Below are 25,790 nucleotides of genomic sequence, written 5' to 3' on the forward strand. Positions count from 1 at the left end.
ATGCGTCAGACGCGCGGCTTCTCCTGCATCTCGAACGTCTCGATGACGTCCTCGACCTTGATGTCGTTGTAACCGACACCGATACCGCACTCGAAGCCCTCGCGGACCTCGGTCGCGTCGTCCTTGAAGCGGCGCAGCGACGAGACGGTGAGGTTGTCGGCCACCACGACGCCGTCGCGGATGAGCCGTGCCTTGCTGTTGCGGGTGATCACGCCCGTACGGACGATCGAACCGGCGACGTTGCCGATCTTCGGAACCTTGAAGACCTCGCGGACCTCGGCCGTGCCGGTCCTGACCTCTTCGAACTCCGGCTTGAGCATGCCCTTGAGGGCCGCCTCGATCTCCTCGATCGCCTGGTAGATGACCGAGTAGTACCGGATGTCGACGCCCTCGCGCTCGGCGAGGTCGCGGGCCCGGACCTCGGGCCGCACGTTGAAGCCGATGATGACCGCGTTGTCGTCGGCGATCGCGAGGTTGACGTCGTACTCCGTGATGGCACCGACGGCGCGGTGCAGCACGCGGAGCTTGACCTCCTCGCCCACGTCGATCTTGAGCAGCGCGTCCTCCAGGGCCTCGACGGAACCGGAGACGTCACCCTTGATGATGAGCTTGAGCTCGTCGACCTGGCCCTTCTCGAGGTCCTTGAACAGTTCCTCGAGAGTACGCCGGCGGCCGGACCTGGCCATGTCGGCGATGCGCTGCCGGGCCGCCCGCTGCTGGGCGATCTGACGGGCCATCCGGTCGTCGCCGACGACGATGAAGTTGTCGCCCGCGCGCGGGACGGCGGTCAGACCGAGGACCAGGACCGGACGCGAGGGGTCGGCCTCATCGACCGTCTCCCCGTTGTCGTCCAGCATCGCCCGGACGCGGCCGAACGCCTCGCCACAGACGATCGAGTCGCCCACCCGCAGCGTGCCGCGCTGCACGAGCACGGTCGCCACGGGGCCGCGGCCCTTGTCGAGGTGCGCCTCGATGGCCAGGCCCTGGGCGTCCATGTCCGGGTTCGCCCGCAGGTCGAGCTCGGCGTCCGCGGTCAGCAGGATCGCCTCCAGCAGGCCGTCGATGCCGATGCCCTGCTTGGCGGAGATGTCCACGAAGAGTGTGGAACCACCGAACTCCTCGGCCACCAGGCCGTACTCGGTGAGCTGGGCCCGCACCTTGGTCGGGTCCGCGCCCTCCTTGTCGATCTTGTTGACCGCCACCACGATCGGCACGTCCGCCGCCTGGGCGTGGTTCAGCGCCTCGATCGTCTGCGGCTTCACACCGTCGTCGGCCGCGACCACCAGCACCGCGATGTCGGTGGCCTGCGCACCACGGGCACGCATGGCGGTGAACGCCTCGTGACCGGGGGTGTCGATGAAGGTGATCTTCCGCGGCTCGCCCTCGTGGGTGGTCCCCACCTGGTAGGCGCCGATGTGCTGCGTGATGCCGCCGGCCTCGCGGGCCACCACGTTGGTGTGGCGGATCGCGTCGAGCAGCTTCGTCTTACCGTGGTCGACGTGACCCATGACGGTCACGACCGGCGGGCGCGGCGCGAGGTCGCCCTCGTCACCCTCGTCCTCACCGAACTCGATCTTGAAGGACTCGAGGAGCTCGCGGTCCTCCTCCTCCGGGCTGACGACCTGGACGTCGTAGTCCAGCTCGGCGCCCAGAAGCTGGAGCGTCTCCTCGCTGACCGACTGGGTCGCGGTCACCATCTCGCCGAGGTGCAGCATGATCTGCACGAGCGAGGCCGGGTTCGCACCGATCCGGTCGGCGAAGTCCGCCAGGGACGCACCCCGCGGCAGGCGGATCGTCTGTCCGCCGCCACGTGTGACCTGCACGCCGCCGATCGCCGGGGCCTGCATGTTGTCGAACTCCTGGCGCCTCTGGCGCTTGGACTTGCGGCCACGGGTCGGACGGCCTCCCGGACGCCCGAACGCGCCCGCCGTGCCACCGCCGCGGCCACGGCCGCCGCCACCACCGGGACGACCGGCGAAGCCGCCGCCGCCACCACCGCCACCGGGACCACCGCCCGGCCCGCCGGGACGACCGGTCGTGGCACCGGGACGCGGGCCACCGAAGCCGCCGCCACCCGGACGGCCACCGCCGCCACCCGGACGGCCACCGCCGCCACCGGGACCGGGACGACCGCCGCCGCCACCGGGACGCGGGCCTCCGCCGCCCGGCCCGGCCGGACGGCCCTGGGGCATCATCATCGGGTTCGGACGCGGACCCCCGGGACGCGGACCGCCGGCGCCGGGACCCGGGCGGGGACCGCCCATGCCCGGACCGGGACGCGGACCCCCGGGGCCGGGACGCGGACCACCCGCGCCCGGAGCGCCGGAACGTGCGGCGGGCGGACGCGGCATGGCGCCGTCACGGCCGCCGTCACGGCGCGGCTCACGAGGAGCGCCGTCTCCACGGTCGGGACGGTCGCCTCGGTCGGGACGTCCGCCGTCACGGCCGCCGGGCCGCGCGGGACGCTGGCCCATGCCGCTGGCGGTCGAGGAGAACGGGTTGTTGCCCGGACGCGGGCCGCGCGGGCCAGGCTTGGGCCCACCCGGACGCGGGGCGCCGCCGCTCGGCGCACCGGAACCGGCGGGCGCGCCACCCGGGCGCGGCGCCGGCGCGGGCCTCGGGCCCGGCTTGGGCGCTCCGGCGCCACCCGGCCTCTGACCTGAGGCCGGGCCTGATGCCGGACCTGAGGCGGCGGGACGCGAGACGTCCGGACGGGGCCCCTGCGGACGGGCCGCCTCGGGGCGCGTCTCGGGGCGCGCCGCCTCCGGCTGGGAAACCGGCGGGTGCGGCATCGGAACCGGACGCGGAGCGGGTCGCGGACCCGGCTTCGGGCCCGGCCTCGCGACCGTGTCGCCGGACTGGGAAACGGGCGCCTGCGGGGCGCCCCCGTTGACCTGGCTCTCTGAAGCCGGCCTGGGCGCAGGCTTCGGCTGCGCCGGACGGGCGGGCCTACCCCCGCCCCTGGAGGCGTCACCCTTGAACGCCTCGGTCAGTTTGCGGACGACCGGCGCCTCTATCGTCGAGGACGCCGACCTCACGAACTCGCCCATTTCAGTGAGCTTGGCCATGACGACCTTGCTCTCGACCCCGAACTCCTTGGCGAGCTCGTATACCCGGACCTTCGCCACTGCACTCCCTAACTCGGCCCGGGAGGCTTGCAGTGCCGCCGGACCGTCGCTACCTGAACGTACTCATCGCCGCGTGCTCATCAGGCGCTCATAGCAATCTGACTCCGCCCATCAACTCGGCGTCCTACATGACAATTACGTCGTGCCCTGATTCCCGGAGCCGATACCGGGGACCAGCGGTAACCATTCACCCGGACCGCTCCGGCGTCAACCCCTCCAGGTGATCCCGCAAGAGCGACGTGTCAAGCGGCCCCTGCGCGCGAAACGCGCGAGGGAACGCCCGCCGACGCTCGGCGAGCTCCAGACAGCGCGGGGACGGATGCATCGAGGCACCACGTCCCGGGAGCCGTCCTCGCACGTCGGGGACGATGACGTCCTCGACCACGACCAGGCGGAGCAACTCGGACTTTACCGTGCGAACCCGGCAGCCCACACACGTTCTCAGCGGGACTGCCCGGCAACCGTATTCCAGCTTACCTCGCCGACGCATCGGCGGGATCAGCAGGGGCCTGCTCGGTGTCCGGCCGGATGTCGATCCGCCAGCCGGTCAGCCGGTTGGCGAGGCGGGCGTTCTGCCCTTCCTTGCCGATGGCCAGGGACAACTGGTAGTCGGGCACGATGACGCGCGCCATGCGGCCGTCGGCGTCGACCACCTCGACACGGGAAACACGCGCGGGAGACAGGGCATTCCCGACGAACTCGGCCGGATCCTCGGACCAGTCGATGATGTCGATCTTCTCGCCGTGCAGCTCCGTCATCACGTTGCGCACCCGCGAGCCCATCGGGCCGATGCACGCGCCCTTGGCGTTGACGCCCGGCTTGCGCGACCGTACGGCGATCTTGGTGCGGTGTCCCGCCTCCCGGGCGATGGCCGCGATCTCCACCGTGCCGTCGGCGATCTCCGGGACCTCCAGCGCGAAGAGCTTCTTCACCAGGTTGGGGTGGGTGCGCGACAGGGTGACCGACGGGCCCTTCGGGCCCTTCTTCACCTGGACGACGTAGCAGCGGATGCGCTCGCCGTGCGCGTACTCCTCACCGGGGACCTGCTCGTTGTGCGGGAGGATCGCCTCGATCTTGCCGAGGTCGACCAGCACCACCCGCGGATCCTTGCCCTGCTGGATGACGCCCGCCACCAGCTCGCCCTCGCGGCTCGCGAACTCGCCGAAGTTGATCTCGTCTTCGGCATCCCTGAGCTGCTGCAGGATCACCTGCTTGGCCGTGGTGGCGGCGATCCGGCTGAAGTTGGACGGGGTGTCGTCGTACTCGCGCACGACGTCGCCGTTCTCGCCCAGCTCGGCCGCCCAGATCACCACGTGGCCCGTGTCGCGGTCCAGCTCGGCGCGCGCCTTCTGCGCCGCGCCCTCGGTCCTGAAGTACGCGATCAGCAGCGCGTCCTCGATCGCCTTGACGACCAGGTCGAAGGAGATGTCCTTCTCCCGCTCCAGACTGCGCAGGACGCTCATGTCAATGTCCACAAGGCTCCCCCCTAGCCCTCGTCGCCGGTGCCGGCGGCGTCGGCGATGTCCTCGTCGACATCGAGGTCCTCGTCACGTTCGTCATCAAGTTCGTCGTCGAGTTCGTCTTCGAGACCGGCGTCGCGCCGGTTGAACTCGACCTGCACACGGCCGCGCACCAGCTCGCCGTAGGCGATGTCGCGCGCGCCGTCCAGCTCCACACCGGACTCGTCCGCGCCGGTCACGCGGCCCTCCACCGAGGTGCCGTCACGCAGCTCCGCCCGCACCAGCCGCCCCTGCGCCCGGCGCCAGTGGCGCGGCTCGGTGAGCGGCCGGTCCACGCCGGGGGAGGTGACCTCCAGGACGTACGCGCTGCCGCCGAGCACGTCCACCTCGTCGAGCCGCTTGGAGACGGACTGGCTCACGTCGGCCACGTCGTCCAGGCTCACGCCGCCGTCCCGGTCCACCACCACGCGCACCAGCCGCCGGCGGCCCGCCGGCGTGACCGTCACGTCCTCCAGGTCGAACCCTTCGGCGGCGACCACCGGGCCGAGCAGTTCGACCAGGCGGCCGCGTCGAGCATCGCTGCCCATGCCGACCTCCCTATGACCGTGTAACTCGCCCGATGTGCCAACAGCCTATCGACACCGGGAGGTGGAAACTGCGCCACACCCGGGCGACGATCCGACACGCACACGATCATCACGGTCACGGGCGGGGACCAGTGGGCGGCGCGCCGTACGATGCTGTCTCGTGGAGGACGGCGGCGGGGCACTCGTGACCAGACGCGCGTTGCTGGGCGTCGCCGCCGCGGCGGGCCTGGCCGCCGCGGGAGGCTGTTCGAGCGGCCCGGGAAAGCCCGCCGCGCCACCCCCTCCGGACCCGCAGACCGTGCTGATCGGCGAGCTGATCGCGGACAAGGAGCGGCTGGTGTCGCTGTACGGGCGCGCGGTCGCCGCCCTGCCCGGCCGGGCCGCCGCGCTGGAGCCGTTCCGGCAGCGGCACGCGGCTCACGCGCGGGCGCTGCGCGCGCTGCTGCCCGCCGGGAACGCTCCGACGACGCCGGCCCCGTCGTCCTCCGGATCACCGGTCTCAGCGCCGTCCGGATCGCCCTCCGAATCGCCCGAGGTCTCCGTAGAAGCGCTGAGGGACGCCGAACGGACCGCGGCGGCGGCGCGTCCCGCGCAGACCACTACGGCCTCGCCCGCCCTCGCCCAGCTTCTGGCCAGCATCGGCGCCTGCGAGGCCGTCCATGTCGTCGCCCTGGGGAGGCTGCGTGGCTGAACCCGCGACCCCGCCCGTCGCGAGCCCGGCTGTGAGTTCGGCGCTGAGCCCGGCCGCGGAGCCCTCCGTCGGCGCCCTCGGCCGGGCCCTGTCCGCCGAGTACGCCGCCGTGTACGCCTACGGAGTCGTCGGCGGGCGGACGAAGGGCGGGCTGCGCGCCCGGGCGACGGCGGCCTTCGACGCCCATCGGGCGCGGCGCGACCAGTTGCGCAGCCTCATGACCCAGCGCGGCGGCACGCCCACCGAGCCGGGACCCTCCTACGGCCTCCCATTCGAGGTACGCACGCCGTCCGACGCGGTGCGCCTGGCGGTGCTCGTGGAGCAGCGGGTCGTCACCGCCTATCTGGAGCTCGCCGCCGACCGCGACCCCGCCCTGCGGCGGCTGGCCGCGCTGGCGGCGCAGGAGGGCGCGACGCGCGCGTACGGCTGGCAGCCGGAGATCGGCGCCTTCCCCGGCATGCCCGGCCGCGACGCCGGTCCCACTCAAGCCGGGCCGCCCGGCGGCGAACCGACCGGCGCCACCCAAACCGACACCACACAAAGCGGCACCGCGCAACCCGACGCAGAACTCCCCGACGCCACTCCCTCCGGGTCGTGATCGCCCGGTAGGGCCGGGGCCCGGCCCTACCGGCTACCGGAAGATCACGCGGGAGAGGCGGGGAGGCAGGCGGCGAGGACGCGGTCGACGGCCTGGTCCAGCGGGATCTCCTCCTTGGTCCCGGCGCCCCGGTCGCGCAGCTCCACCACACCCTGGGCCAGCCCACGGCCGACGATCAGGACGGTGGGCACGCCCAGCAGCTCGGAGTCCTTGAACTTGACGCCCGGCGACACGCCCTGACGGTCGTCCACCAGCACGCGCAGTCCCCGCGCCTCCAGGCTCTCGGCGAGCTCGCTGGCCACCTCGATCTGGTTCTCCTTGCCGGTGCCCACGATGTGCACGTCGGCGGGGGCCACCTCCCTGGGCCACACCAGGCCCAGCTCGTCGTGCCGCTGCTCGGCCAGCACCGCCACCGCCCGGGACACGCCGACGCCGTACGAGCCCATGGTGATGCGGATGGGCTTGCCGTCCGGCCCGAGCGCGTCGAGGTGGGCCGCGTCGGCGTACTTGCGGCCGAGCTGGAAGATGTGGCCGATCTCGATGCCGCGGTCGATGGACAGCGGGTGCGCGCAGCGGGGGCAGGAGTCGCCCGCACGCACCTCGGCGGCCTCGATCGTGCCGTCGGGCTGGAAGTCACGGCCCACGACCACGTGCGCGGCGTGCTTGCCCGGCTCGTTGGCGCCGGTCACCCAGGCCGAGCCGGCGACGACGCGGGGGTCGACCAGGTAGGTGATCCCGAGGTCCGCGAGCACCTGCGGGCCGATGTAGCCGCGCACCAGGCCCGGGTGGCGGGCGAAGTCCTCGGCCTCGAAGATCTCCGGCACACCGGGCGCGAGCGCGGCCTCCAGGCGCTTGAAGTCCACCTCGCGGTCGCCGGGGACGCCGACGATCACGGTCCTGACCTCGTCGGAGCCCGGCGTGCGGACCTTGACGACGAGGTTCTTCAGCGTGTCCGCAGCGGTGACGCCCAGGCCGTACCGCTCGTTGACGTACGTCACCAGCGACTCGATCGTCGGCGTGCCGGGCGTGTCGAGGACCTCCATGGCCGGCTGCTCGGCCGTCACCGCGGGCGGTGCGGGCGTGACGACCGCCTCGGCGTTGGCCGCGTACCCGCAGTTGTGGCAGGCCACGAAGGTGTCCTCACCGGTGGCGCAGGGCGCGAGGAACTCCTCCGAGGCCGATCCGCCCATCGCGCCCGACATGGCGAAGCAGATCCGGTAGTCGATGCCGAGGCGGTCGAAGATGCGGATGTAGGCGTCGCGGTGCATCTCGTAGGACCGCTTCAGGCCGTCGTCGTCGAGGTCGAAGGAGTAGGAGTCCTTCATCACGAACTCGCGGCCCCGGAGGATGCCGGCCCGGGGACGCGCCTCGTCGCGGTACTTGGTCTGGATCTGGTACAGCGTCACCGGATAGTCCTTGTAGGAGGAGTACTCCCCCTTGACCATGTCGGTGAACATCTCCTCGTGGGTCGGCCCGAGGAGGTAGTCGGCGCCCTTGCGGTCCTTCAGGCGGAACAGCGTGTCGCCGTACTCGGTCCAGCGGCCCGTGGGCTCGTAGTAGTCGCGGGGCAGCAGCGCGGGGAACAGCACCTCCTGCGCGCCCATCCGGTCCATCTCCTCGCGGACCACCCGGGCGACGTTCTCCAGCACGATCTTGCCGAGGGGCAGCCAGGAGTAGATGCCGGGCGCGACCCGGCGGACGTAGCCGGCGCGGACGAGCAGCTTGTGGCTCGGCACTTCCGCGTCCGCCGGATCCTCACGCAGGGTGCGCAGGAACAGGGTCGACATACGCAGCAGCACGGCTACTCCTTGCTCGTGAGAGGTCTCCCGCCACGCCTCCTCCGGATCGCCGCGGCCGGAGACCCCGGCGCGGATCTCCTCGCGGACCCCCGGCGACGGCGTGGGAGACGAAGACGATGTGCTCCAAGGCTATCGACTCGGGGCACCCGCCGCCTCCCCTCCACGCGCGCCCCGCTCAGCCGCCGAGAAGTTCCTCCCAGTGCTGGCGCGACCGCTCCCCGGCGCCCGCCGGGCCGTCCAGCACCGCCGACAGCCGCCACAGGCCCGGCCTGGACCGCAGCCGTTCCATCCCGAACGGGTCGATCGCCCGCAGCACGAAGGTCACCCCCATCACGTCGATCACGGCTGTCGACGCGGTCGCGGGACCGGCCGGGGCGGTCGGCGCGGCGTCGGGGCCCGGCTCGCCGATCCGCTCGACCAGCAGCGCCGCCACCTCCGCCGCCTGCGGGCCGTCGCGCCACTCGACCTGCCAGGAGTGGTCGGTGGTCCGCCACCAGGTGAGGTCGCGGCACGCCTCCAGTGTCTCCGCCTCGCCGGACAGCGCGGCCATGACCCGGCCCAGCGCCTCGTAGCGGCGGCCGTCGCCTGGATCGTTCCGCGGCCCCCGGACCGTGGCCGGCGAGGCCCCGGGCTCGTCCTGCCCCCCGCGCAGTCCCCTCATGTCAGGGAGGGTCCCACCGCCCGGCCGTCTCGTCCGCGGGTTTCCCCGTCTTTTAGCCCCAGAGCCCACGGGCATCACTCTGATCGCGGCCGCCGGGTCGCCGCAACCCCACGAATCATCACAACACGGATCGCAGTCGGGTGCCTCGGCATGGCGTTCCGGTGACACGGCCGCCGCCGATGATAAAGAATCAAAGACAGAGACGCCGCCGCTGCCGGGAGGCCATGGTGACACTGCGCGTCGCGATCGTCGGGTCGGGCCCGGCCGGGATCTACACGGCCGAGGCGCTGGTCAAACAGTCGCACGACCCCGTCGAGGTGGACGTGCTCGAACGCCTGCCGACGCCCTACGGGCTCGTGCGGTACGGCGTCGCGCCCGACCACACGTCGATCAAGTCGATCGCCGGGTACCTCCGGCGCGTCCTGGAGACGCCCGGGGTGCGCTTCCTCGGCGGTGTGGAACTCGGCGCGGACGTGTCGGCCGACGACCTGCTGTCCTGCTACGACGCCGTCGTCTACTGCACCGGCGCGATGGTCGACAGGCAGCTCGGCATCCCCGGCGAGGACCTGCCGGGCAGCGTCGCCGCGACCGACTTCGTCAACTGGTACTGCGGCCACCCCGACGTCCCGCCGGACACCTTCTCCCTGGACGCCGAGGACGTCGTCGTCATCGGCGTCGGCAACGTCGCCGTGGACGTGGTGCGGATCATGGCCAAGACCGCCGACGAACTGCGTGGCACCGACGTGCCCGAGGAGGTGCTCGACCGGCTGGCCGCCTCGCGGGTCAGGCGCATCCACATGGTCGGCCGGCGCGGCCCGGAACACGCCAAGTTCACCCTCAAGGAACTGCGCGAGCTCGGCGAGTTGCTGAACGCCGACGTCCTGACCTTCCCCCACGAGATCGGGACCGCCGACCTGACCGCCCTGTCGCGGCAGGTCAAGGGCAACGTGGACGTGCTGCGGTCGTGGTCGGAGCGCGAGCCGGCCGACCGGCCGCGCCGTCTGGAGGTGCGCTTCTGGCTGCGCCCGGTGGAGATCCTCGGGGTCTCCCGGGTCGAGGGCGTACGGCTGGAGCGGACCCGCCTGGAGGACGGGCGGGTCGTCGGGACCGGCGAGTTCGAGACGATCCCGGCGGACATGGTGATGCGCTCGGTCGGCTACCGGAGCGTCGCGCTGCCCGGAGTGCCCTTCGACGCGCGGGCGATGACGGTGCCCAACGTCGCCGGGAAGGTGACCGACCGGCAGTACGTCGCGGGCTGGCTGAAGCGGGGACCGACCGGGGTGATCGGGACCAACAAGTCCGACGCCGCGGAGACCGTGCGCACCCTGCTCGCCGAGGTGACGCCGGGGACCGCCACGGTCCGGCTGGACGACCTGCTCGCCGCGCGCGGCGTGCGCCCGGTGACGTACGAGGACTGGCTGGGGATCGAGGCCGCGGAGGCGGCGCTGGCGGAGAACCTCAAGCGGGGCGAGCGGGTGAAGCTGGTGGGCAGGGACGCCATGCTGGGCGCCTGCGGCCGTCTCGCGCGCGGGGGAACGCCCTCCTGAGCGCCCGTCGGGCGGCGCGGAGCCGACGAGGTCAGTTCCAGTACCCCGGCCGGTGGTAGCGGGCGCCGTCGCGCCCGGGCACGAGGTCGGGCAGCTGTGACCGGCGGATGATCGCTTCCCCGAGGGGGAACCACGCGTCGCTCGCCAGGCGCAGGCCGTCAGAACGGCGTCCGGGCGGGAACACGACGACCACCCGGGTCTTGCCGCCCCGCCGGGCGTCCACCGACCGCACCGCCTCGATCGCCGCGCACAGGTCGCTGTCGGCCGACAGCAGCAGCACGACGTCGCCGAGATCGAGCGCGACGTCGCCGACGATCGCGGCGGCGAGGGCGTCTGGCCGGGCTTCAGCAACCGGCTCGCCAGCGCGTGCAGATCGAGCCAGAGATAGCGTTCGCCCCGCAGGGAACGCAGCCCGTAGTAGAGGTTGAACCCATCCACGTAGACCCCGACGCGCACGGATCGAGGAACGGGGTTGTCGCGCACCGCCATCACGCCCTAACATGGTGTCACCGCGCCCGGGGTTACGTCCCCGGGCTCTACGGCCCCCGGCAGGGGGCCGTTTCTTTTTTCGCTCGCTTGTTCGATTAAGAGGATACCCAACTCTCCGTCGCCAGGTGGCGACGTTGCGTGATGAAGTCGCCCGTGCCGGGACTCTGCGAGGATCGTCGCCATGGAGACGACGCTGACCGGCCTGGACGGGCTGCTCGACGGCTTCGACCGCGTCTACCGCGACCAGCTCGCCCGTTACCCCGCGGGCCAGGAGCCGGCGTGGCAGCCGGTGCACACCGTGTACGTGCCGGCGGACCGGGTCACGGCGGAGGTCGTCCACGAATGGCGGCACGCCGCCGCCGACCTGCTCAACCGGCTGCTGTTCACGCCGGGCGAGCTGGCCGCGCTGTTCGGGCTGGACCTCGAACTGGCCCGGCCGGTGCACGAACGTGTCCGCCGCAAGCTCCACAACGAGCCCATCGAGGACCTGCGGATCGACTTCGAGGACGGGTACGGCGTGCGCGCGCCGGAGGAGGAGGACCGGCACGCCGAGTCCGCCGCCGCGGCGGTCGCCGAGATGCACCGCGCGGGCACGCTGCCGCGCCGGTGGGGGCTGCGGGTGAAGTCGTTCGCCGACGGCGACCCGCACCGCTCGGTCCGTACGCTCGACGGCTTCCTCACCGAGGTCGTACGGCGGGCCGGGCGGCTTCCGGACGGGTTCACGGTGACGTTCCCCAAGGTCCTCATGGAGGACTACCTCCGGCAGTTCGCCCGCTGCCTGGAGGCGCTGGAGCGCGCGCTGGCGCTGCCCTCCGGGACGCTGCGCTTCGAGATGCAGGTGGAGGCCCCGCAGACCGTGCTGTTCCTGCAGCGGTCGGCCGGCCTGGTGCCGTCGCTCGGCGGGCGGCTCGCGGCCGCGCACTTCGGGGTGTTCGACTACACCGCGGCGGTCGGGCTGCCCCCGGACGAGCAGCGGCTCGACCATCCCGCGTGCGATCACGCCAGGCACGTCATGCGGACCGCGCTCGCCGGCACGGGCGTCGAGCTGTCGGACGGCTCCCTCGCCGCGGCGCCGGCCTCGGACTCGGCCGCCGACGTGCACGCCCTGCTCCGCAGGCACTCGGCGCTGGTGGCGCACTCGCTGTCCCACGGCTTCCACCAGGGCTGGGACATGCATCCCTCCCATCTCGTCAGCCGCTTCACGACCGTCTACGCGTTCCATCTCGCCTGCTACGAGAAGTACGCCGACCGGGTGCACGCGTGGGAGGAGCGGCGGGCCGCGGCGGGCGGGGTGCTGGACGAGCCCGCCACCGTCCGGACGCTGGCCGCCGCGCTGGCCCGGGCCGACCAGGCCCTCGGCTGAGCCGCGCCCGTCTTTGCCATATCGGCAACGTTGTTTGGCGGTCCCGCCGATCATGTCGCATCGTGACCGGAGCGATGCGAGAGGAGATTCGGGTGGACGGGACATATGACGTGATCGTGATCGGCGGCGGCGCGGCCGGGCTCAGCGGCGCCCTGGCGCTGGCGCGGGCGAGACGGCCGGTGCTGGTGGTCGACGACGGGCGGCCGCGCAACGCGCCGGCCTCACATGTGCACAACTACCTCGGCAGGGAGGGCACGCCGCCCGGCGAGTTGCTGGCGGCCGGGCGCGCGGAGGTCGAGGCGTACGGCGGTGAGATCACCGACGGCCGCGTGGCGAGGGCGGCGCGGGAGGACGACGGCCGTTTCCTCGTGACGCTCGACGACGGGCGTGCGCTCCGGGCGCGACGGCTACTGCTCGCGACGGGGCTCGCGGACGAGCTTCCGGACGTGCCCGGTCTGGCCGGACGGTGGGGCCGCGACGTGCTGCACTGCCCCTACTGCCACGGCTGGGAGGTCCGCGACCGGCGGATCGGGGTGCTGGCCACCGGGCCGCACGCCGTCCATCAGGCCTGCCTGTGGCGGCAGTGGACCGACGACGTGGTCTTCCTGAACCATCACGCCGTGCCGCTGACGGAGGAGGACGCCGAGCGGCTCGCGGCGCGCCGGATCGCTGTCGCGGACGGCCCGGTCACGGCGGTGGAGGTCACCGGCGACGCGATCAGCGGAGTGCGCCTAACCTCGGGCGACGTGATCGCGCTGGACGCGGTCGTCGTCGCGCCGCTGTTCACCGCCCGCGCCGAGGTGGCGCGGTCACTCGGGCTCACGCCGGTGGAGGTGGAGGTCCGCGGTCAGGTGGTCGGCAGCCGGATCCCCGCGGAGCCGACCGGGGCCACCGCCGTGCCCGGCGTCTGGGTGGCGGGCAACACGGCCGACGTGATGGCACAGGTGATCATGGCCGCCGCGGCGGGCCTGGCCGCCGGCGCGGCGATCAACATGGACCTCGTCGCCGAGGAGACCGCGGAGGAGGTCGACGCCTACCGGCATCAGATGGGCACGATGTTCGAGGAGGCCGCCTGGGAGGAGCGCTACCGGTCCCGGCCGGCCGTCTGGAGCGGGCGCCCGAACCCGCAACTCGTCGCCGAGGCGGCCGATCTGCCCCCGGGGCGGGCCCTCGACGTCGGCAGCGGCGAGGGAGCCGACTCCGTGTGGCTCGCCGAGCGCGGCTGGCGGGTCACCGGGACGGACATCTCGGCCACCGCGCTGAAGCGGGCCGCCGCCCACGCCGCCGACGCCGGTCCCGAGGTCGCGGCCCGCATCGAGTGGCTCCACGCGGACCTGCGCGACCATCCGCTCCCCGAGGGGACGTACGACCTGGTGTCGGCGCACTACATGCACCTGCCGGGCGAGACCCGGCGGGCGCTGTACGCCCGGCTGGCCGCCGCCGTGGCGCCGGGAGGCACCCTGCTGATCGTCGGGCACCACCCGCTCGACCTGCTGACCGTGCCCCACCGGCCGCACTTCCCGCAGGCGATGTTCACCGCCGAGGAGATCGCGGCCTCGCTCGACCCGGCCGCCTGGGAGGTGACGGCCGCCGAGGCGCGGCCGCGCACGGCGAAGGACCCGGAGGGGCACGAGATCACGATCCGGGACGCCGTCCTGGTCGCGCGCCGCCGCGCCTGACGGCGCCTGGCTTCAGAGCCGGTCCACGAGGCGGCGCCAGTGCCTGACCCGGCTGGGGTCGACGGGCTCCTGCCAGGAGCCCCGCACCGCGCCTCCCACGTGGAAGGCGCGGATGCCGTAGTCGAGCAGCGCCGGGACGTGCGCCTCGCGCAGGCCGCCGCCGGCGAGCACGAGCGAGGCGTCCCCCGCCTCCGCCCGGGTCCGCAGGACGTGCAGGCCGCTGCCGACGCCCTCGGGCGACCCCGACGTGAGAACGGTCGCCAGGTTCGGCAGCAGCCGTACGGCGCGCCATGCGGCCCGCACGTCGGCGGCGTGGTCCACCGCGCGGTGGAAGGTCCAGGGCAGCGGCGAGACGGCGTGGATGAGCGCCTGGGTCGCCTCCACGTCCACGGACCCGTCCTCGGAGAGGAATCCGAAGACGAACCCCGCCGCGCCGGCCTCGGTCAGTTCCTTCACGTCGCGGCGCAGCCGGTCGAGCTCCTCCGGGCTCACCGTGAACCCGGCGTCGCGGCGGAGCATGATCATCTGCGGTAGTCCGCACTCGCGGGCGATGGCCGCGACGAGGTCCGCCGAGGGGGTGAGCCCGCCCGAGCCCATGTCGGACACGACCTCCAGGCGGTCCGCCCCACCCTCCTCGGCGGCCACGGCGTCACGCAGATCGAGCGCGATCACTTCAAGGAGGGATCCCGTCATGATGTGAACAGTATCGGGTCCCTTTGCGGCGCCTCACGGCATCCGCCCTGTTCAGCACTCGATCAACTCGTTGTGTGCCGTGATGTCAAGAACGCGCAACTGCTGCGTCCCGTGGCCCCCGCGCGGGGCCGGCACCAGCGGAACGCGGCGCTCCGGCCGCCGCCGCTGCCCCGGCCGTGCCGGTTCGGCGTGCTCGGAACGGTCCCAGCCGGAGAGCACGGCGCAGGCGTCCCGCTCGAACAGCGCCCCTGAGGCGCGGTGCGGCAGGTCGACGGTGCGGACGTGCCGGAAGCCCGCTCCGCGGTAGTACGCCTGCAGCCGGGCGTTGTCCTTCGCGCAGTCGAGGCGCAGGTACGGCCGGCCCTGGACGGCGGCCCGCAGACCGGCCCAGTCGAGCAGCGCCTCCCCCAGGCCCTGGCCCGAGAAGGACCTGTGCACGGCCAGTTTGTGGACGTACAGCGCGTCGCCGGGCCGGTCCCGCGGCGTCCAGAACTCCGCGTCGGCGTGGCCGTCCACCGCGATCGTGGCGGCGGGCACGCGGGCGGCGCCGTCGACGGTCTCCGCGTCCTCTCCGGCGTCGAGCAGGTACATGACCCCCTCGCCGATCAGCGGGGCGATGCGCTCGGCGGGGAAGCCCGCGGCGGGCCACTGCCGTACGCCGAGACCGTTCAGCCAGCCGGCGGTGCGGGCCAGCAGGACGAGGACCCCCGGAAGGTCGGCGGGGGTGGCGCGACGCAGCGTGAGTTCCGTAACAAGATCCAGGGTGTTCGCAGGCATGCCTGATTCCTTTCGTGCCGAGGGGAAGGATCTGATCACTCAGAGTGACGGCGAGACGCCGTACAGCGTCCGTCGCGGGGACGGCGAGGCCTCGCTAGGGCGCGCGGGTGCGGCGAGGCCAGCGGCGGGAGCGCCCCCGGGAGACGGCACAGTGATCGGGACGGGGACCGGCACGGTAGTGATCGGCACGGGGATCGGCACGGCGGCCGGACGGGCCGGCGCACAGGAGGTGAGCGCCCCCCGGAGGAGGGCTCGGCCTGGGACGCCCGCTCAGGGAAGCGGGCGCCGGGGCCTCGTCAATGACGTTCCAGCTCGTATCGGATCAGATGTTTGTCCGCGGGCAGCACGGACACGGCGACGCGGACCGGGGTGTCGTCGGCGTCGTAGCCGACCCGGGTGTGGACGACGACCGGGGTGCCGGGCTCCAGCTGGAGCCGCGCCGACTCGTCGGAGGTGGGCATGCGGGCCGAGAGGTCGTCGACCACGCGAATCTGCAGGTGCCCGAGCTCCTCCAGCACCCTGTTGGCTCCGCGGGTGATGTCCCCCGGCCGGGCGATCTCGGAGCCCCCCACGATCTCCAGGGGGAAGTACGAGTCGAGCGTGTTGAACGGCTGGGCGTCGACGAACCGCAGACGGCGGCGCACCACGGCCAGGGCGCCGTCGGCGAGGGCGAGGCGGGTCGCCACGTCCTCGGGCGGTTCGACGATCGACACTTCGATCCGCTGGTCGGCCGTACGGCCCTCGGACCGGACGGCGTGGACGAACGCGTCGAACCGCGGCTCTTCCTGGTCGTGCGCGAGGAACTCGTCCTGGGGCCGCATGAGGAGGGGACGGCGCTCGCGTACGAACGTTCCACGCCGGCGCATCCGCAGGATGAGACCCTCGTTCTCCAGCTCACCCAGCGCCAGCCGTACGGTGTTGCGGCTGACCCCGTGCGCCTCCATGAGGTCGGTCTCGGTCGGGATCTGGTCCCCCGGCGCGAGTTCGCCCGCGTAGATGGCCCTGCGCACCTCGGCGGCCACCTGCTGATAGAGCGACGATCGTGCCATCTTTCCTCAATCCACCCTTTTGTTCCAACAAATCTAGAGGATCTCGGTCTAGCGGGAAACAACCCCTTGACCGGAGCCCTCCGGGCCGCGCATTATCCAAACGTTGGTACAAATCCATCCAATGGAGGTGGGGCAAGTGCTAGCGGTCCGTGCGGGCACGCCGTACTTGCCCTGGCGGGACCCCTGCGAGGCGACGCGGATGCTGCGCTACGCCTTGCACCGGCAGGGGTTCACCCACACCTACCAGAGCAACGGGAACGGCATGTCCGTGCTGTCGGTATCCACCGACCTGACGGTCTGGTGCAGGAACGGGTCTTTTGTGTGGCATGAGGATGACTTCCTCATCACGCATCCCTCCGACGACCCCGACGGCGCGACACGCCTGATCATGCGGCACCACCGCACGCCGGAGCGGCCGGACGACGACGGCCTCTCCCCAGAGACTCCGTGCGAATGAACGAGGTCTCGACCCCAACCCTCGCCGGGGTCGAGGCCTCGCGCCGGGGCGGAGCGCGTCCTGGCGGGTCCCCCACGCCCGCCAGGACGCGCCACCGTTAACCGACGCCGTTGACCCGCGCCGTTGACCCGCGCCGCCGGACTCGACTTCGCCGCCACGCGGGACCAGCCGGGAACCGACCGGTCGGTACGCTTCCCTCATGACTCTGTTCTCGGTGGAAGGCAAGACGGTCGTCGTGACGGGCGGCTCCCGGGGAATCGGCAAGATGATCGCGCGCGGGTTCCTCGACGCGGGCGCCACCGTCTACATCTCCTCCCGCAAGCGGGACGAGCTGGAGGCCACGGCCGCGGAGCTGGGCTGCCCGGCGGTCCGGGCCGACCTGTCTACCCCCGAGGGCGTCGAGACGCTGGCGCAGGCGGTGGAGGAGCGGGAGAGCCGGCTCGACGTGCTCGTCAACAACGCCGGGGCGAGCTGGGGCGCACCCCTGGAGGAGTATCCCGAGCACGCCTTCGACAAGCTCTGGGACATCAACGTCAAGGGCGTCTTCTTCCTCACCCGCCGGTTCCTGCCGCTGCTGCGCGCCGCCGCCTCGCCCGACAACCCCGCCCGTGTCATCAACATCGGATCGGTCGACGGGCTGCGGGTGCCGTTCATGGAGAACTACGCCTACTCGGCCGCGAAGGCGGGCGTCCACATGCTGACCCGGCACCTGGCGCATCGGCTGGCCAAGGAGTCGATCACCGTCAACGCGATCGCCCCCGGGCCGTTCGAGTCGAAGATGATGGCCTTCGCGCTCGACGACCCCGAGATGCGAGGCGCGATCGAGAGCGGCGTGCCGCTGGGGCGGATCGGCCGGCCCGACGACATGGCGGGCGCGGCGGTCTTCCTCGCCTCAAGGGCCGGCTCGTACCTCACCGGGGCCGTCATCCCGGTGGACGGCGGCATATCGACGCACGGCTGAACCACGGGCCCGCCTCGCCTCAACCACGGGCCCTGGCAGCGGGTCAGCCCGCCTTGAGCGCCTCGGCGAGGGCCTCGGCGAACAGGTCCGGCGCGGCCAGCTCGTCCCGCAGGAACAGGTACGGCTCGGTGAGCTCGACCTCCATCAGCACCGGCTCGCCGTCCGGCATCCTGACCAGGTCCACCCGGGCGTACAGCAGGTCCGGCGGGACGGCGGCCAGCACCCGCTCGGCCAGCGCGAACTGGTCGTCGTCGGGATCGCGCAGGGTGGCGCGGTTCTCCGTCGTGGCCTCGACGCCGCTGAGCATGGGATGCCGCCGTACGGCGTGGCTGAACCGGCCGCCGAAGTACAGCAGCGACAGCTCCCCCTCCAGTTCCACGGACGGGAGGTACGGCTGGACCATGACCGTGCGGCCCTCGTCGAGCAACCGGGCCACGTGCGCGGCGGCGGCGTCCCGATCAGCCGTGCGGGTCGTGTCGCGGGCCCCCGCCGAGACGGCCGGCTTGACGACGTACTCGTCCCACTCGGGCAGTCCGGCGCCCGGCTCGGGCCAGAAGGTGGGCACGGTCGGCACGCCGAGCGTGCGCAGGTAGGTCTTGTCGGTGTTCCATTCGAGCACCGCCGCCGGGTTGAACAGCCGCGTGACCCGCTCCACCCGATGGGCCCAGGCGACGAACTCGTCGCGCCGCTCGATGTAGTCCCAGGCGGAGCGGACGACCACCGCGTCGAACTCCGACCAGTCGGCACGGGGGTCGCGCCAGTTCACCGGCGCCCCCTCGATGCCGGCCCCGAGCCAGGCGGCGAGGGCGGTCTCCCGCTCGTCGTCGTGGCGGCTCACCGTATCGTCGGCGGTGACGTAGGCGACCTTCATGAAGCTCCCATCCGCGATGCGTCGGCGCCCATGCTACGGCGCGTGTCACACCGCCGGGCCGCCGCCCGCCCTTCCCCACCGCCCGCTCGGGTGCCTTCAGCCGAGGCCGGCGAGGACCTCGGCCGCCGCCTGGCCGCAGACCCTGGCGGCGCCGTGCGTGGCGATGTGGACCGCCCCCAGGTCCGTACGGCCCGGCAGCCCCATCTCGACCACGACGCCGTCGGGCCGGGCGGCCAGCAGGCGCTCCAGCAGATCCGTCTGCCAGGGATGCCGGTGGGCGTCCCGGACCACGACGACGAGAGGCCGCTCGGCCGCCTGGCGCAGGATCGCGGCGGCGACGCCGTCGCCCGGCTCGCGCGCGCCGCGCCCGTCCTCCGCGCGCACGTCCTCCGCGCGCAGGTCCTCCTCGCGCAGGCGGGTGACCGTGGTGCCCGGCAGCAGCTTGCCCAGCGGCTCCCCCGTGCCCCACGGCATGCCCTTGTCGATCGCGAGGTTGGTCTCCGGCGCGAGCTCCACCACATGGGGCGCCGCGGCCAGCGGCAGCGTCCCGGCCGGCCCGCGCAGGGTGACCCGCAGCGCCCGGCGGGCGGCGGCCAGCCCGACCTCGCCGGGCACGGCGTCCCCCGGCTCCGCCCCGGCCCGCCAGGCGGCCAGGGCGCGCACCCGGGCCGCCGCGTCGGCGAGCCGCTCCTCCGTCAGCGACCCCTCCGTCACGGCGTCGGCGATCGCGTCGCGGATGCGCGCGTGCGTCGCCTCGTCGGCGTTCTCGCCGCCCACGCAGACCGCGTCGGCCCCCGCCGCCACGGCCATCGCGCTCGCGCCGCCCAGGCCGTACCGGCCGGAGACCGCGGCCATCTCGATGCCGTCGGTGACGATCAGGCCCTCGAAGCCCAGCTCCCGCCTGAGCAGGCCGGTGAGGACGCGGGGGCTCAGGGTGGCCGGCCGCTCCTCGTCGTACGCCGTCACGAGCAGGTGACCGGTCATGATGGAGCGCACCCCCTCCCGGATCGCCACCCGGAACGGCAGCAGCTCGATCTCGGCCAGCTCCTCACGTGAGGCGGTCACCCGCGGGATCCCGTGGTGGGAGTCCACGGACGTGTCGCCGTGCCCGGGGAAGTGCTTGGCGCAGGCGGCGACGCCGGTGGACTGCAGCCCGCGGATCCAGGCGGCCGTGTGCCGCGCGACGAGCCCCGGGGCGGCGCCGAACGCGCGTAGGCCGATGACCGGGTTGTCCGGGTTGGAGTTGACGTCGGCGGCCGGGGCGAAGTCGATGGTGATCCCGGCCTGCCGCAGGTCGTGCCCGATGTCCCGGGCCACCTGCTCGGTCAGCTCCACGTCGTCCACGACGCCGAGGGCGTAGTTGCCGGGCCGTGAGCTGCCCGTGCGGGCCTCCAGCCGCGTCACCTCCCCCGCCTCCTCGTCGATGCCGATCACGACGTCGGGGTTCTCCGCGCGCAGCGACGAGGTCAGGGCGGCGAGCTGGGCCGGGGTGTCCACGTTCCGCGAGAACAGCACGACGCCGGCGAGGCCGCCCGCGAGCCGCCGCCGCACCCAGTCGGGGGCGGTGGTCCCGGCGAAGCCGGGCAGGAGGACCGTGTCGGCCAGACGGAGCAGGTCAGGGCTTCGCTTCATGCTGCGTCCACAGGGCATCGCTCAGGCATGCCCGCAATCTAATAGGAAACTTTCCTATTTGCCAGCCCCGGGACGTGCCCGGCGGCTCAGAGATCGGTGCGGTGCAGCCGGTTCTCCCTCACCTCGAAGCCCGCGATCGTGGTCAGCGGGGCGCCGGGCCGGTCCACGAAGGCGACCGCGCGGTAGTCGGCCCGGAAACCGGTCATGTCCGCCGTGCAGGACACGTATCCGTGCCGGCTGTCGAAGAAGGCGATGTGGGGGTTGATGTCGAGGATCTTGCTCGCGTCCGTGATGCCCGGCATGCTCGTCACCGAGGGGCCGACGAACTCGGCGCCGAGCGCGCGGGAGGCCGGGTCCGCCCAGTCCGCGCGCACGTCGCAGGCGTACGCGCTGTGCACGTCGCCGCTCAGCACGACCAGCCCGTCCGGGGCGGCGGCCAGCACGCGGGCGCGCGAGTCGGGGTAGCCGTCCCACGCGTCGGCGCTGACGGGTTCGAGCGGGAACCTGCGCTGGGAGAAGAACACCGCCTGCGCCAGCACCTTCCAGCGGGCCGTCGAGCCGCGCAGCCGTTCCAGCAGCCACTTCTCCTGCTCGGGGCCAAGCATGTCGCGTCCCTGGCGGTACTGCCGGGTGTCGGCGAGCAGGAAGTCGGCCACCCGCCCGTACGGCCGCCAGCGGTGGTTCTGCAGGCTCGCGCCGGACGGGCGCACCCGCAGCGGCTGGTGCTCGTAGTACGCCTTGAACGCGGCGGCCCGGCGCTTGAGGAAGGCGGCGGAGGCGCTTCCGTCACCCGGCAGCGCGCCCGCCCAGTTGTCCCGGACCTCGTGGTCGTCGGGGATCGCGAGCCACGGCGCGGTGGCGTGCGCGGCCTGCAGGTCGGGGTCCAGCTTGTAGCGGGCGTAGCGGTTGCGGTACCCGGCGAGCGTGGTGCACTCGGCCGCCGACTCCAGCGGGCGCACCCAGCGGCCGGGCCCGGGGTTCTTCGGCTTGCCGTACTCGTAGATGTAGTCGCCGAGGTGGAGGACCAGGTCGGGCCGTTCGGCGGCCAGATGGCCCAGCGCGGTGAAGTGACCGTGCTCGTAACGCTGGCAGGAGACGAAGCAGAAGCGGACGGGGCCGGTCGAACCCGCGGCGGGGGCGGTCCTGGTGCGGCCCACACGGCTCACGTGGCCCTCGGCGGAGAACCGGTAGAAGTAGTCGGCCCCGGGCCGCAGCCCGGCCACCCGCACGTGCACGCTGTGCGCCCAGTCGGGCTGCGCGGGCGTGGTGCCGGACTGCACGATCTTCCGGAACGCCTCGTCCTCGGCGATCTCCCACCGCACGGTCACCGGCTTGTCCGGCATGCCGCCGGGCCGCGTCGGATGCAGCGGCTCGGGAGCCAGCCGGGTCCAGAGGATCAGTCCGTCGGATAAGGGCTCGCCCGACGCCACCCCCAAGGTGAACGGATACTGCAATTTCGCCATGTGCCCGATCCTGCCGTACCGGCGGCGGTCATGCCGGGAGGTCACGTGCGGCGAGAGTTGCGAACAAGCCCTTGCTCGACGGCCATAATGGGAGCCGTGAACCAGCGTAAGGACTCCGGCGGCACGGCCGTGCCGGTCAGGGCGAGGCGCGGCGGGGCCGGGCCGGCGTCGGAACGACGCGAGCACCTCGTGAGACTCGCCGCCGAGTTGTTCGCGCGCAAGGGCTTCCAGGCCACCACGGTACGGGAGATCGCGCTGGAGGCGGGCATCCTCTCCGGCAGCCTCTACCACCACTTCGACTCCAAGGAGACGATCGTCGACGAGGTGCTGCGCACCTTCCTGGACGATCTGATCACCCGTTACCGGGCCGTGCTGGAACGCCGCGGCGATCCCCACTCGGTCCTGGCGGAGATGGTCCGCATCGGCTTCGGCACCCTGGAGCCGCACCGGGCGGCCATCACCGTCATGCAGAACGACTGGAACTACCTGCGCTCGCTGCCCGGCGACCGGTTCGACTACCTGCTGCGCGCCGAGGACGAGGTGGAGCGCATGTGGGTGGAGCAGATCAGGGCCGGTCAGGCCGCCGGCCAGTTCCGCGACGACGTCGACCCCAAGCTGACCTACCGGATGATCCGCGACACCATCTGGGTGACCGTGCGCTGGTTCCGCCCCGGCGGCAGGCTCGACACCGACCACCTCGCCGACCACTTCGTCAAGCTCCTGTTCGACGGTCTCGCGACCGGAGAGCGGGCGAGCCGGCCGTCATGACACTGCACAAGGCGGTACGCCTCGCGCTGACGGAGGCCGCCGACCCCGCGCGCGCCCTGTCCATGCGGGCGTACATGAAGTCGGAGATGCCGTTCCTCGGGGTCACGGCCGTGCCGCGGCGGGCCCTGCTGCGCCGGCTCTTCACCGAGCACCGGCTCGACAGCGCGCCCGCGTGGCGCAGGGCGGTGCTGGCGCTGTGGCGCGACGCCGAGTACCGCGAGGAGCGCTACGCCGCGATCGAACTGTCCGCGCACCGGTTCTACCGGTCCTGGCAGACGCTGTACACGATCCCGATGTACGAGGAGATGATCGTCACCGGGGCCTGGTGGGACTTCGTGGACGACATCGCCATCCACCGGATCGGCACGCTGCTGCGGTTGTACCCGGAGAGCATGCGCCGCCTGGTGCTGGAGTGGGCGCACGACGCCGACCTGTGGAAACGGCGCGCCGCGATCCTGTGCCAGAACTCCTTCAAGGACGGCACCGACGTCCACCTGCTCTACGCCTGCATCGAGCCGAGCCTGTCGGACACCGACTTCTTCGCCCGCAAGGCCATCGGCTGGGCGCTGCGCGAGTACGCGAGGACCAACCCGCAGGAGGTGCTCCGCTACGTGAAGCACCGTGGCCTCAGCGGGCTGAGCCGCCGCGAGGCGCTGCGGAACCTCCCCGGCGCCTGAGGCCCCGGGTGCCCGGGGCTCCGAAGCGCCCCGTACGGACGACGGCACGCCCGGTCCCCCGGATTACATCCGGGAGGTGACGTTTTTGCTCCGGTGACAACCGCCCTTTCGGGTGAGACCTTGAGTCAGGGCGGATTCAAGGGGGCGTCATGAGGGCCTGGTCGGTACCGGGCTACCGGGAGGTACGGGAACTCGGCGCGGGCGGCGCCGGGCGGGTCGTGCTGGCGACCTACACGACCACCGGCGCCTACGTCGCGATCAAGTATCTGCGCGAGGAACTGCGCCGGGATCCGCACTTCCTGGCCGGGTTCCGGCACGAGGCCCGGGTCATGGTGGAACTGAACGACCCCAACGTCGTGCGCCTGTACGAGTACGTCGAGGCGCGCGACGGCGCGGCGATCGTCATGGAGCTCGTCGACGGCGTCTCCCTGCGCAGGATCCTCGCCGAGCACGGCTCGACCAGTCCCGAGGCCGCGCTGGTCGTGCTGAAGGGCTCGCTGGCGGGCCTGTCGGCCGCGCACGCCGCGGGCATCGTCCACCGGGACTACAAGCCGGAGAACGTGCTGGTCCAGGCCGACGGCGCGAGCAAGCTGTCGGACTTCGGCATCGCCACGCCGAGCGGGACGCCGGAGGCCCCCGCCGGCACCCCGCCGTACATGGCGCCCGAGCAGTGGTACGGCGGGCCCGCCGGTCCGGCCACCGACGTCTACGCCGCCACCTGTGTGTTCTACGAATGCCTGACCGGGCACAGGCCGTACCGCGCGCAGGACATGGCGGTGCTGCGAATGCTGCACCGCAGCGCGCCCGTCCCGGCCGGTGACGTGCCGGCCCCGGTGCGGGCCCTGGTCGTGCGGGGCATGGCCAAGAACCCGGCCGACCGGCCACCGACCGCCCGGGCCTTCGTCGCCGACCTGGAGACGGCGGCCACCTCGGCCTACGGCCCCGACTGGGAGCAGCGCGGCCGCCGTCACCTGGCGGAACTGGCCACCCTGCTCGCGCTGACGTTCCCCCTGGCCACTCCGGCGGTGCCGGTCGAGGTGTCCACGTCGCTCGCCCGGACCGTGCTCGCCGAGCGGCTGACCCGCTTCGCCCCGCGCTTCGCCCTCGGCGCGGTCGTGCTGGCGGCCGTGGTGACCGCGGCGGTGGTCGCCGCCAACCGGCAGATGCCGGTCGCGCAGGGCACCCTGCTCACGCCGCCCCCGCCGCACAGCCTTCCCGCCGCGCCGCCTCCGGACACGGCCGGTCCGGTTCCGCCCGGGGCCACGGAGTCGTACGGCCCCGGCCCCGCGGACTCCACTCCCGAGGACGTCGGCGGCGCGTCCGGAGGCGACACGGACGGCGGCACGGACGGCGACACCGGCGCGGGCACCGGCGGCGGGTCCTCGGCGGCGCCCGGGACGGCGGGGCCCGTCCCCTCCCACATGGGCGCGACGAGATCTCCGAGCCAGGCGCCGTCCCCGAGCCGTGCGCCGTCTCCCAGCCCCGCCCCGCCGCGGGTGACCGGGCTCGGCATCACCTCGTTCGACGGCCAGGCGGTGCTGGTCGACGTGCGGGCGAGCACGACGGGACGGGTGCTGCTCACCGCGCGGTTCGCCTCCGGGCCGTCCCCCGCCGCGCTCGTCGCCGCTCCGCCGCAGACGATCGCGCTGCGGGGCGCCACCTCCTACCGGATGGGTTTCCAGCAGCCCTTCCCCTCCCCCGCGTGCGGGACGACCGTGCATCGCAGGGTCGAGGTGTCCACGGTCCCGGCCGCGCGGGGAGCCGCCGGTACGAGCGTGGCGACCAGGACCGTCGCCGGTCCCCGGTGTCCCAAGCCCGATGTGTCTCCGGCCGTCCCGGGCAACAGCCCCAGCCCGCGCGAGAGCCCCGTGCCGGCCGGAACTCCCGGTGTGCCCAGAACACCCGACGCGCCGAAGACTCCCGATCCACCGAAGACTCCCGAAGCGCCGCAGAGCCCCGACAGGCCGCGCACCCCCGGCGTGCCGCAGGACGGGCCAAAGGACACGCCACAGGACACCCCACGGGACACGCCACGGAGCGCGACACAGACCGCGGCACAGGCCCCGGAGACCACGCCGCCGACGGCGCGACAGGGGGTACAGCAGGGGGTGTCGCGGAGCCCCGAGTCGCCCGTGAACGCGGAGGCCGGAGAACCCTGGACGGCTGACTGATTTTCGCCCCGACCGGTGAAATATTCACCGGCCGCCCCTCGCCGTTCCGGTGACTTCCGCCGCCCGCGCTCGCGAAGCGCCAGGTCAGTGGCGCTTCACAGGCGCGGCCTGAGCACGGTGTGAGCACGGCGGGCACTCCGCCTCGTTGACGCGTCCGGGTCCGCCCGGGTTGGCTCGCGCTCAGCGCACCAGACCACCTTCCGGGGGCGTCGGCGGTCCGAGTTGTTAACGCTCACATGAGGCATTCGTGCCGCCGTCGGCGGTCCCCA

The 25,790-nt window shown here is 72.9% G+C and carries 23 protein-coding genes; 10 read left to right on the plus strand and 13 right to left on the minus strand.

Features of this window, described 5'->3' with window-relative positions; genetic code table 11:
- Positions 1–5 precede the first annotated feature (5 nt).
- The 4 genes from infB to rimP form a co-directional block, all read right to left on the minus strand.
- Positions 6–3,128, minus strand: coding sequence for a translation initiation factor IF-2 (gene infB, locus HHX33_RS13365; protein ID WP_182874854.1), 3,123 nt, complete (start codon positions 3,126–3,128; stop codon positions 6–8).
- A 187-nt stretch (positions 3,129–3,315) separates the two neighbouring features.
- Positions 3,316–3,618: a YlxR family protein gene (locus HHX33_RS13370; RefSeq protein WP_117410499.1), complete on the minus strand. Its 303-nt coding sequence runs from the start codon at positions 3,616–3,618 to the stop codon at positions 3,316–3,318.
- A complete protein-coding gene (gene nusA / locus HHX33_RS13375) occupies positions 3,602–4,591 on the minus strand; it encodes a transcription termination factor NusA (protein WP_204287092.1) in 990 nt (329 codons plus the stop codon). Before nusA ends, HHX33_RS13370 begins: the two co-directional genes overlap by 17 nt.
- Positions 4,592–4,614: 23 nt before the next feature.
- A complete protein-coding gene (rimP, locus tag HHX33_RS13380) occupies positions 4,615–5,175 on the minus strand; it encodes a ribosome maturation factor RimP (RefSeq protein ID WP_182874855.1) in 561 nt (186 codons plus the stop codon).
- Between the two features lie 160 nt (positions 5,176–5,335).
- On the opposite strand from rimP, the gene HHX33_RS13385 reads away from it, so the two are divergent.
- Together HHX33_RS13385 and HHX33_RS13390 are read left to right on the plus strand one after the other, a co-directional pair.
- Positions 5,336–5,866 (plus strand): hypothetical protein, encoded by a 531-nt coding sequence (locus tag HHX33_RS13385; RefSeq protein WP_182874856.1) that lies wholly within the window; start codon positions 5,336–5,338, stop codon positions 5,864–5,866.
- Positions 5,859–6,464 (plus strand): ferritin-like domain-containing protein, encoded by a 606-nt coding sequence (locus tag HHX33_RS13390; protein WP_310741355.1) that lies wholly within the window; start codon positions 5,859–5,861, stop codon positions 6,462–6,464. Before HHX33_RS13385 ends, HHX33_RS13390 begins: the two co-directional genes overlap by 8 nt.
- Positions 6,465–6,508: 44 nt before the next feature.
- On the opposite strand, the gene HHX33_RS13395 is transcribed toward HHX33_RS13390, so the two are convergent.
- Positions 6,509–8,263 carry a proline--tRNA ligase gene (locus HHX33_RS13395; RefSeq protein ID WP_182874858.1) on the minus strand — a complete coding sequence of 585 codons (1,755 nt, stop codon included), beginning with the start codon at positions 8,261–8,263 and terminating at the stop codon, positions 6,509–6,511.
- A gap of 175 nt (positions 8,264–8,438) precedes the next feature.
- Entirely contained in the window at positions 8,439–8,924 is a 486-nt protein-coding gene (locus HHX33_RS13400) for a hypothetical protein (RefSeq protein ID WP_259402406.1), read from the minus strand.
- 224 nt (positions 8,925–9,148) lie between these two features.
- On the opposite strand from HHX33_RS13400, the gene HHX33_RS13405 reads away from it, so the two are divergent.
- On the plus strand, positions 9,149–10,471 hold the full coding sequence (locus tag HHX33_RS13405) for an FAD-dependent oxidoreductase (RefSeq protein WP_182874859.1): 1,323 nt from the start codon (positions 9,149–9,151) through the stop codon (positions 10,469–10,471).
- Positions 10,472–10,502: 31 nt separating this feature from the next.
- Here the strand turns inward: HHX33_RS13405 and HHX33_RS13410 are convergent, their stop codons facing one another.
- The gene (locus HHX33_RS13410; RefSeq protein ID WP_182874860.1) at positions 10,503–10,751 is read right to left on the minus strand and encodes a hypothetical protein; all 249 of its coding nucleotides are present in this window, start codon (positions 10,749–10,751) and stop codon (positions 10,503–10,505) included.
- A gap of 390 nt (positions 10,752–11,141) precedes the next feature.
- On the opposite strand from HHX33_RS13410, the gene HHX33_RS13415 reads away from it, so the two are divergent.
- Both HHX33_RS13415 and HHX33_RS13420 read left to right on the plus strand, forming a co-directional pair.
- Positions 11,142–12,323, plus strand: coding sequence for a DUF6986 family protein (locus HHX33_RS13415; protein WP_182874861.1), 1,182 nt, complete (start codon positions 11,142–11,144; stop codon positions 12,321–12,323).
- 92 nt (positions 12,324–12,415) lie between these two features.
- Positions 12,416–14,002: an SAM-dependent methyltransferase gene (locus HHX33_RS13420; RefSeq protein WP_182874862.1), complete on the plus strand. Its 1,587-nt coding sequence runs from the start codon at positions 12,416–12,418 to the stop codon at positions 14,000–14,002.
- Positions 14,003–14,014: 12 nt separating this feature from the next.
- Here HHX33_RS13420 and HHX33_RS13425 read toward each other — a convergent pair whose 3' ends face one another.
- From HHX33_RS13425 to HHX33_RS13435, 3 genes are all read right to left on the minus strand, one after another.
- A complete protein-coding gene (locus HHX33_RS13425) occupies positions 14,015–14,695 on the minus strand; it encodes a copper homeostasis protein CutC (RefSeq protein ID WP_117410490.1) in 681 nt (226 codons plus the stop codon).
- A gap of 51 nt (positions 14,696–14,746) precedes the next feature.
- Entirely contained in the window at positions 14,747–15,472 is a 726-nt protein-coding gene (locus HHX33_RS13430; RefSeq protein ID WP_182874863.1) for a GNAT family N-acetyltransferase, read from the minus strand.
- 296 nt (positions 15,473–15,768) lie between these two features.
- Positions 15,769–16,521, minus strand: a complete 753-nt coding sequence (locus HHX33_RS13435; RefSeq protein ID WP_182874864.1) for a GntR family transcriptional regulator — start codon at positions 16,519–16,521, stop codon at positions 15,769–15,771.
- A gap of 136 nt (positions 16,522–16,657) precedes the next feature.
- Here HHX33_RS13435 and HHX33_RS13440 point away from each other — a divergent pair, with 136 nt between their 5' ends.
- On the plus strand, positions 16,658–16,978 hold the full coding sequence (locus HHX33_RS13440; RefSeq protein ID WP_117410487.1) for a hypothetical protein: 321 nt from the start codon (positions 16,658–16,660) through the stop codon (positions 16,976–16,978).
- Between the two features lie 199 nt (positions 16,979–17,177).
- Positions 17,178–17,939, plus strand: a complete 762-nt coding sequence (locus HHX33_RS13445) for an SDR family oxidoreductase (RefSeq protein ID WP_182874865.1) — start codon at positions 17,178–17,180, stop codon at positions 17,937–17,939.
- Positions 17,940–17,982: 43 nt separating this feature from the next.
- On the opposite strand, the gene HHX33_RS13450 is transcribed toward HHX33_RS13445, so the two are convergent.
- The 3 genes from HHX33_RS13450 to HHX33_RS13460 form a co-directional block, all read right to left on the minus strand.
- Positions 17,983–18,810 carry an ATP-grasp domain-containing protein gene (locus tag HHX33_RS13450; protein WP_182874866.1) on the minus strand — a complete coding sequence of 276 codons (828 nt, stop codon included), beginning with the start codon at positions 18,808–18,810 and terminating at the stop codon, positions 17,983–17,985.
- A gap of 96 nt (positions 18,811–18,906) precedes the next feature.
- Complete coding sequence (locus HHX33_RS13455; RefSeq protein ID WP_182874867.1) at positions 18,907–20,442, minus strand: glycoside hydrolase family 3 protein; 1,536 nt, start codon at positions 20,440–20,442, stop codon at positions 18,907–18,909.
- Between the two features lie 86 nt (positions 20,443–20,528).
- Positions 20,529–21,905 (minus strand): alkaline phosphatase D family protein, encoded by a 1,377-nt coding sequence (locus tag HHX33_RS13460; RefSeq protein WP_182874868.1) that lies wholly within the window; start codon positions 21,903–21,905, stop codon positions 20,529–20,531.
- An 87-nt stretch (positions 21,906–21,992) separates the two neighbouring features.
- Between HHX33_RS13460 and HHX33_RS13465 the strand changes: the two genes are divergently transcribed.
- The 3 genes from HHX33_RS13465 (at position 21,993) to HHX33_RS13475 (ending at position 25,521) form a co-directional block, all read left to right on the plus strand.
- Complete coding sequence (locus tag HHX33_RS13465) at positions 21,993–22,673, plus strand: TetR/AcrR family transcriptional regulator (protein WP_182874869.1); 681 nt, start codon at positions 21,993–21,995, stop codon at positions 22,671–22,673.
- Positions 22,670–23,350, plus strand: a complete 681-nt coding sequence (locus HHX33_RS13470; protein ID WP_182874870.1) for a DNA alkylation repair protein — start codon at positions 22,670–22,672, stop codon at positions 23,348–23,350. The genes HHX33_RS13465 and HHX33_RS13470 overlap by 4 nt, the downstream gene beginning before the upstream one ends.
- A 149-nt stretch (positions 23,351–23,499) precedes the next feature.
- The gene (locus tag HHX33_RS13475) at positions 23,500–25,521 is read left to right on the plus strand and encodes a serine/threonine-protein kinase (RefSeq protein ID WP_182874871.1); all 2,022 of its coding nucleotides are present in this window, start codon (positions 23,500–23,502) and stop codon (positions 25,519–25,521) included.
- The last annotated feature ends 269 nt before the right edge of the window (positions 25,522–25,790 follow it).

Origin of the sequence: Microbispora sp. H10670 (genome assembly GCF_014161385.1) — a bacterium.
In the GTDB taxonomy this organism is placed as follows: Bacteria; Actinomycetota; Actinomycetes; order Streptosporangiales; family Streptosporangiaceae; genus Microbispora; species Microbispora triticiradicis.

What these genes read in the sequence shown, in the direction of transcription:
- HHX33_RS13430 (WP_182874863.1), bottom strand. Translation starts at nt 15,472, where the DNA reads ATGCCTGCGAACACCCTGGATCTTGTTACGGAACTCACGCTGCGTCGC.
- HHX33_RS13445 (WP_182874865.1), top strand. Translation starts at nt 17,178, where the DNA reads ATGACTCTGTTCTCGGTGGAAGGCAAGACGGTCGTCGTGACGGGCGGC.
- HHX33_RS13475 (WP_182874871.1), top strand. Translation starts at nt 23,500, where the DNA reads ATGAGGGCCTGGTCGGTACCGGGCTACCGGGAGGTACGGGAACTCGGC.
- HHX33_RS13425 (WP_117410490.1), bottom strand. Translation starts at nt 14,695, where the DNA reads ATGACGGGATCCCTCCTTGAAGTGATCGCGCTCGATCTGCGTGACGCC.
- HHX33_RS13460 (WP_182874868.1), bottom strand. Translation starts at nt 21,905, where the DNA reads ATGGCGAAATTGCAGTATCCGTTCACCTTGGGGGTGGCGTCGGGCGAG.
- HHX33_RS13435 (WP_182874864.1), bottom strand. Translation starts at nt 16,521, where the DNA reads ATGGCACGATCGTCGCTCTATCAGCAGGTGGCCGCCGAGGTGCGCAGG.
- HHX33_RS13470 (WP_182874870.1), top strand. Translation starts at nt 22,670, where the DNA reads ATGACACTGCACAAGGCGGTACGCCTCGCGCTGACGGAGGCCGCCGAC.
- HHX33_RS13370 (WP_117410499.1), bottom strand. Translation starts at nt 3,618, where the DNA reads ATGCGTCGGCGAGGTAAGCTGGAATACGGTTGCCGGGCAGTCCCGCTG.
- HHX33_RS13405 (WP_182874859.1), top strand. Translation starts at nt 9,149, where the DNA reads ATGGTGACACTGCGCGTCGCGATCGTCGGGTCGGGCCCGGCCGGGATC.
- HHX33_RS13465 (WP_182874869.1), top strand. Translation starts at nt 21,993, where the DNA reads ATGGGAGCCGTGAACCAGCGTAAGGACTCCGGCGGCACGGCCGTGCCG.
- HHX33_RS13415 (WP_182874861.1), top strand. Translation starts at nt 11,142, where the DNA reads ATGGAGACGACGCTGACCGGCCTGGACGGGCTGCTCGACGGCTTCGAC.
- nusA (WP_204287092.1), bottom strand. Translation starts at nt 4,591, where the DNA reads ATGAGCGTCCTGCGCAGTCTGGAGCGGGAGAAGGACATCTCCTTCGAC.
- HHX33_RS13400 (WP_259402406.1), bottom strand. Translation starts at nt 8,924, where the DNA reads ATGAGGGGACTGCGCGGGGGGCAGGACGAGCCCGGGGCCTCGCCGGCC.
- HHX33_RS13455 (WP_182874867.1), bottom strand. Translation starts at nt 20,442, where the DNA reads ATGAAGCGAAGCCCTGACCTGCTCCGTCTGGCCGACACGGTCCTCCTG.
- rimP (WP_182874855.1), bottom strand. Translation starts at nt 5,175, where the DNA reads ATGGGCAGCGATGCTCGACGCGGCCGCCTGGTCGAACTGCTCGGCCCG.
- HHX33_RS13450 (WP_182874866.1), bottom strand. Translation starts at nt 18,810, where the DNA reads ATGAAGGTCGCCTACGTCACCGCCGACGATACGGTGAGCCGCCACGAC.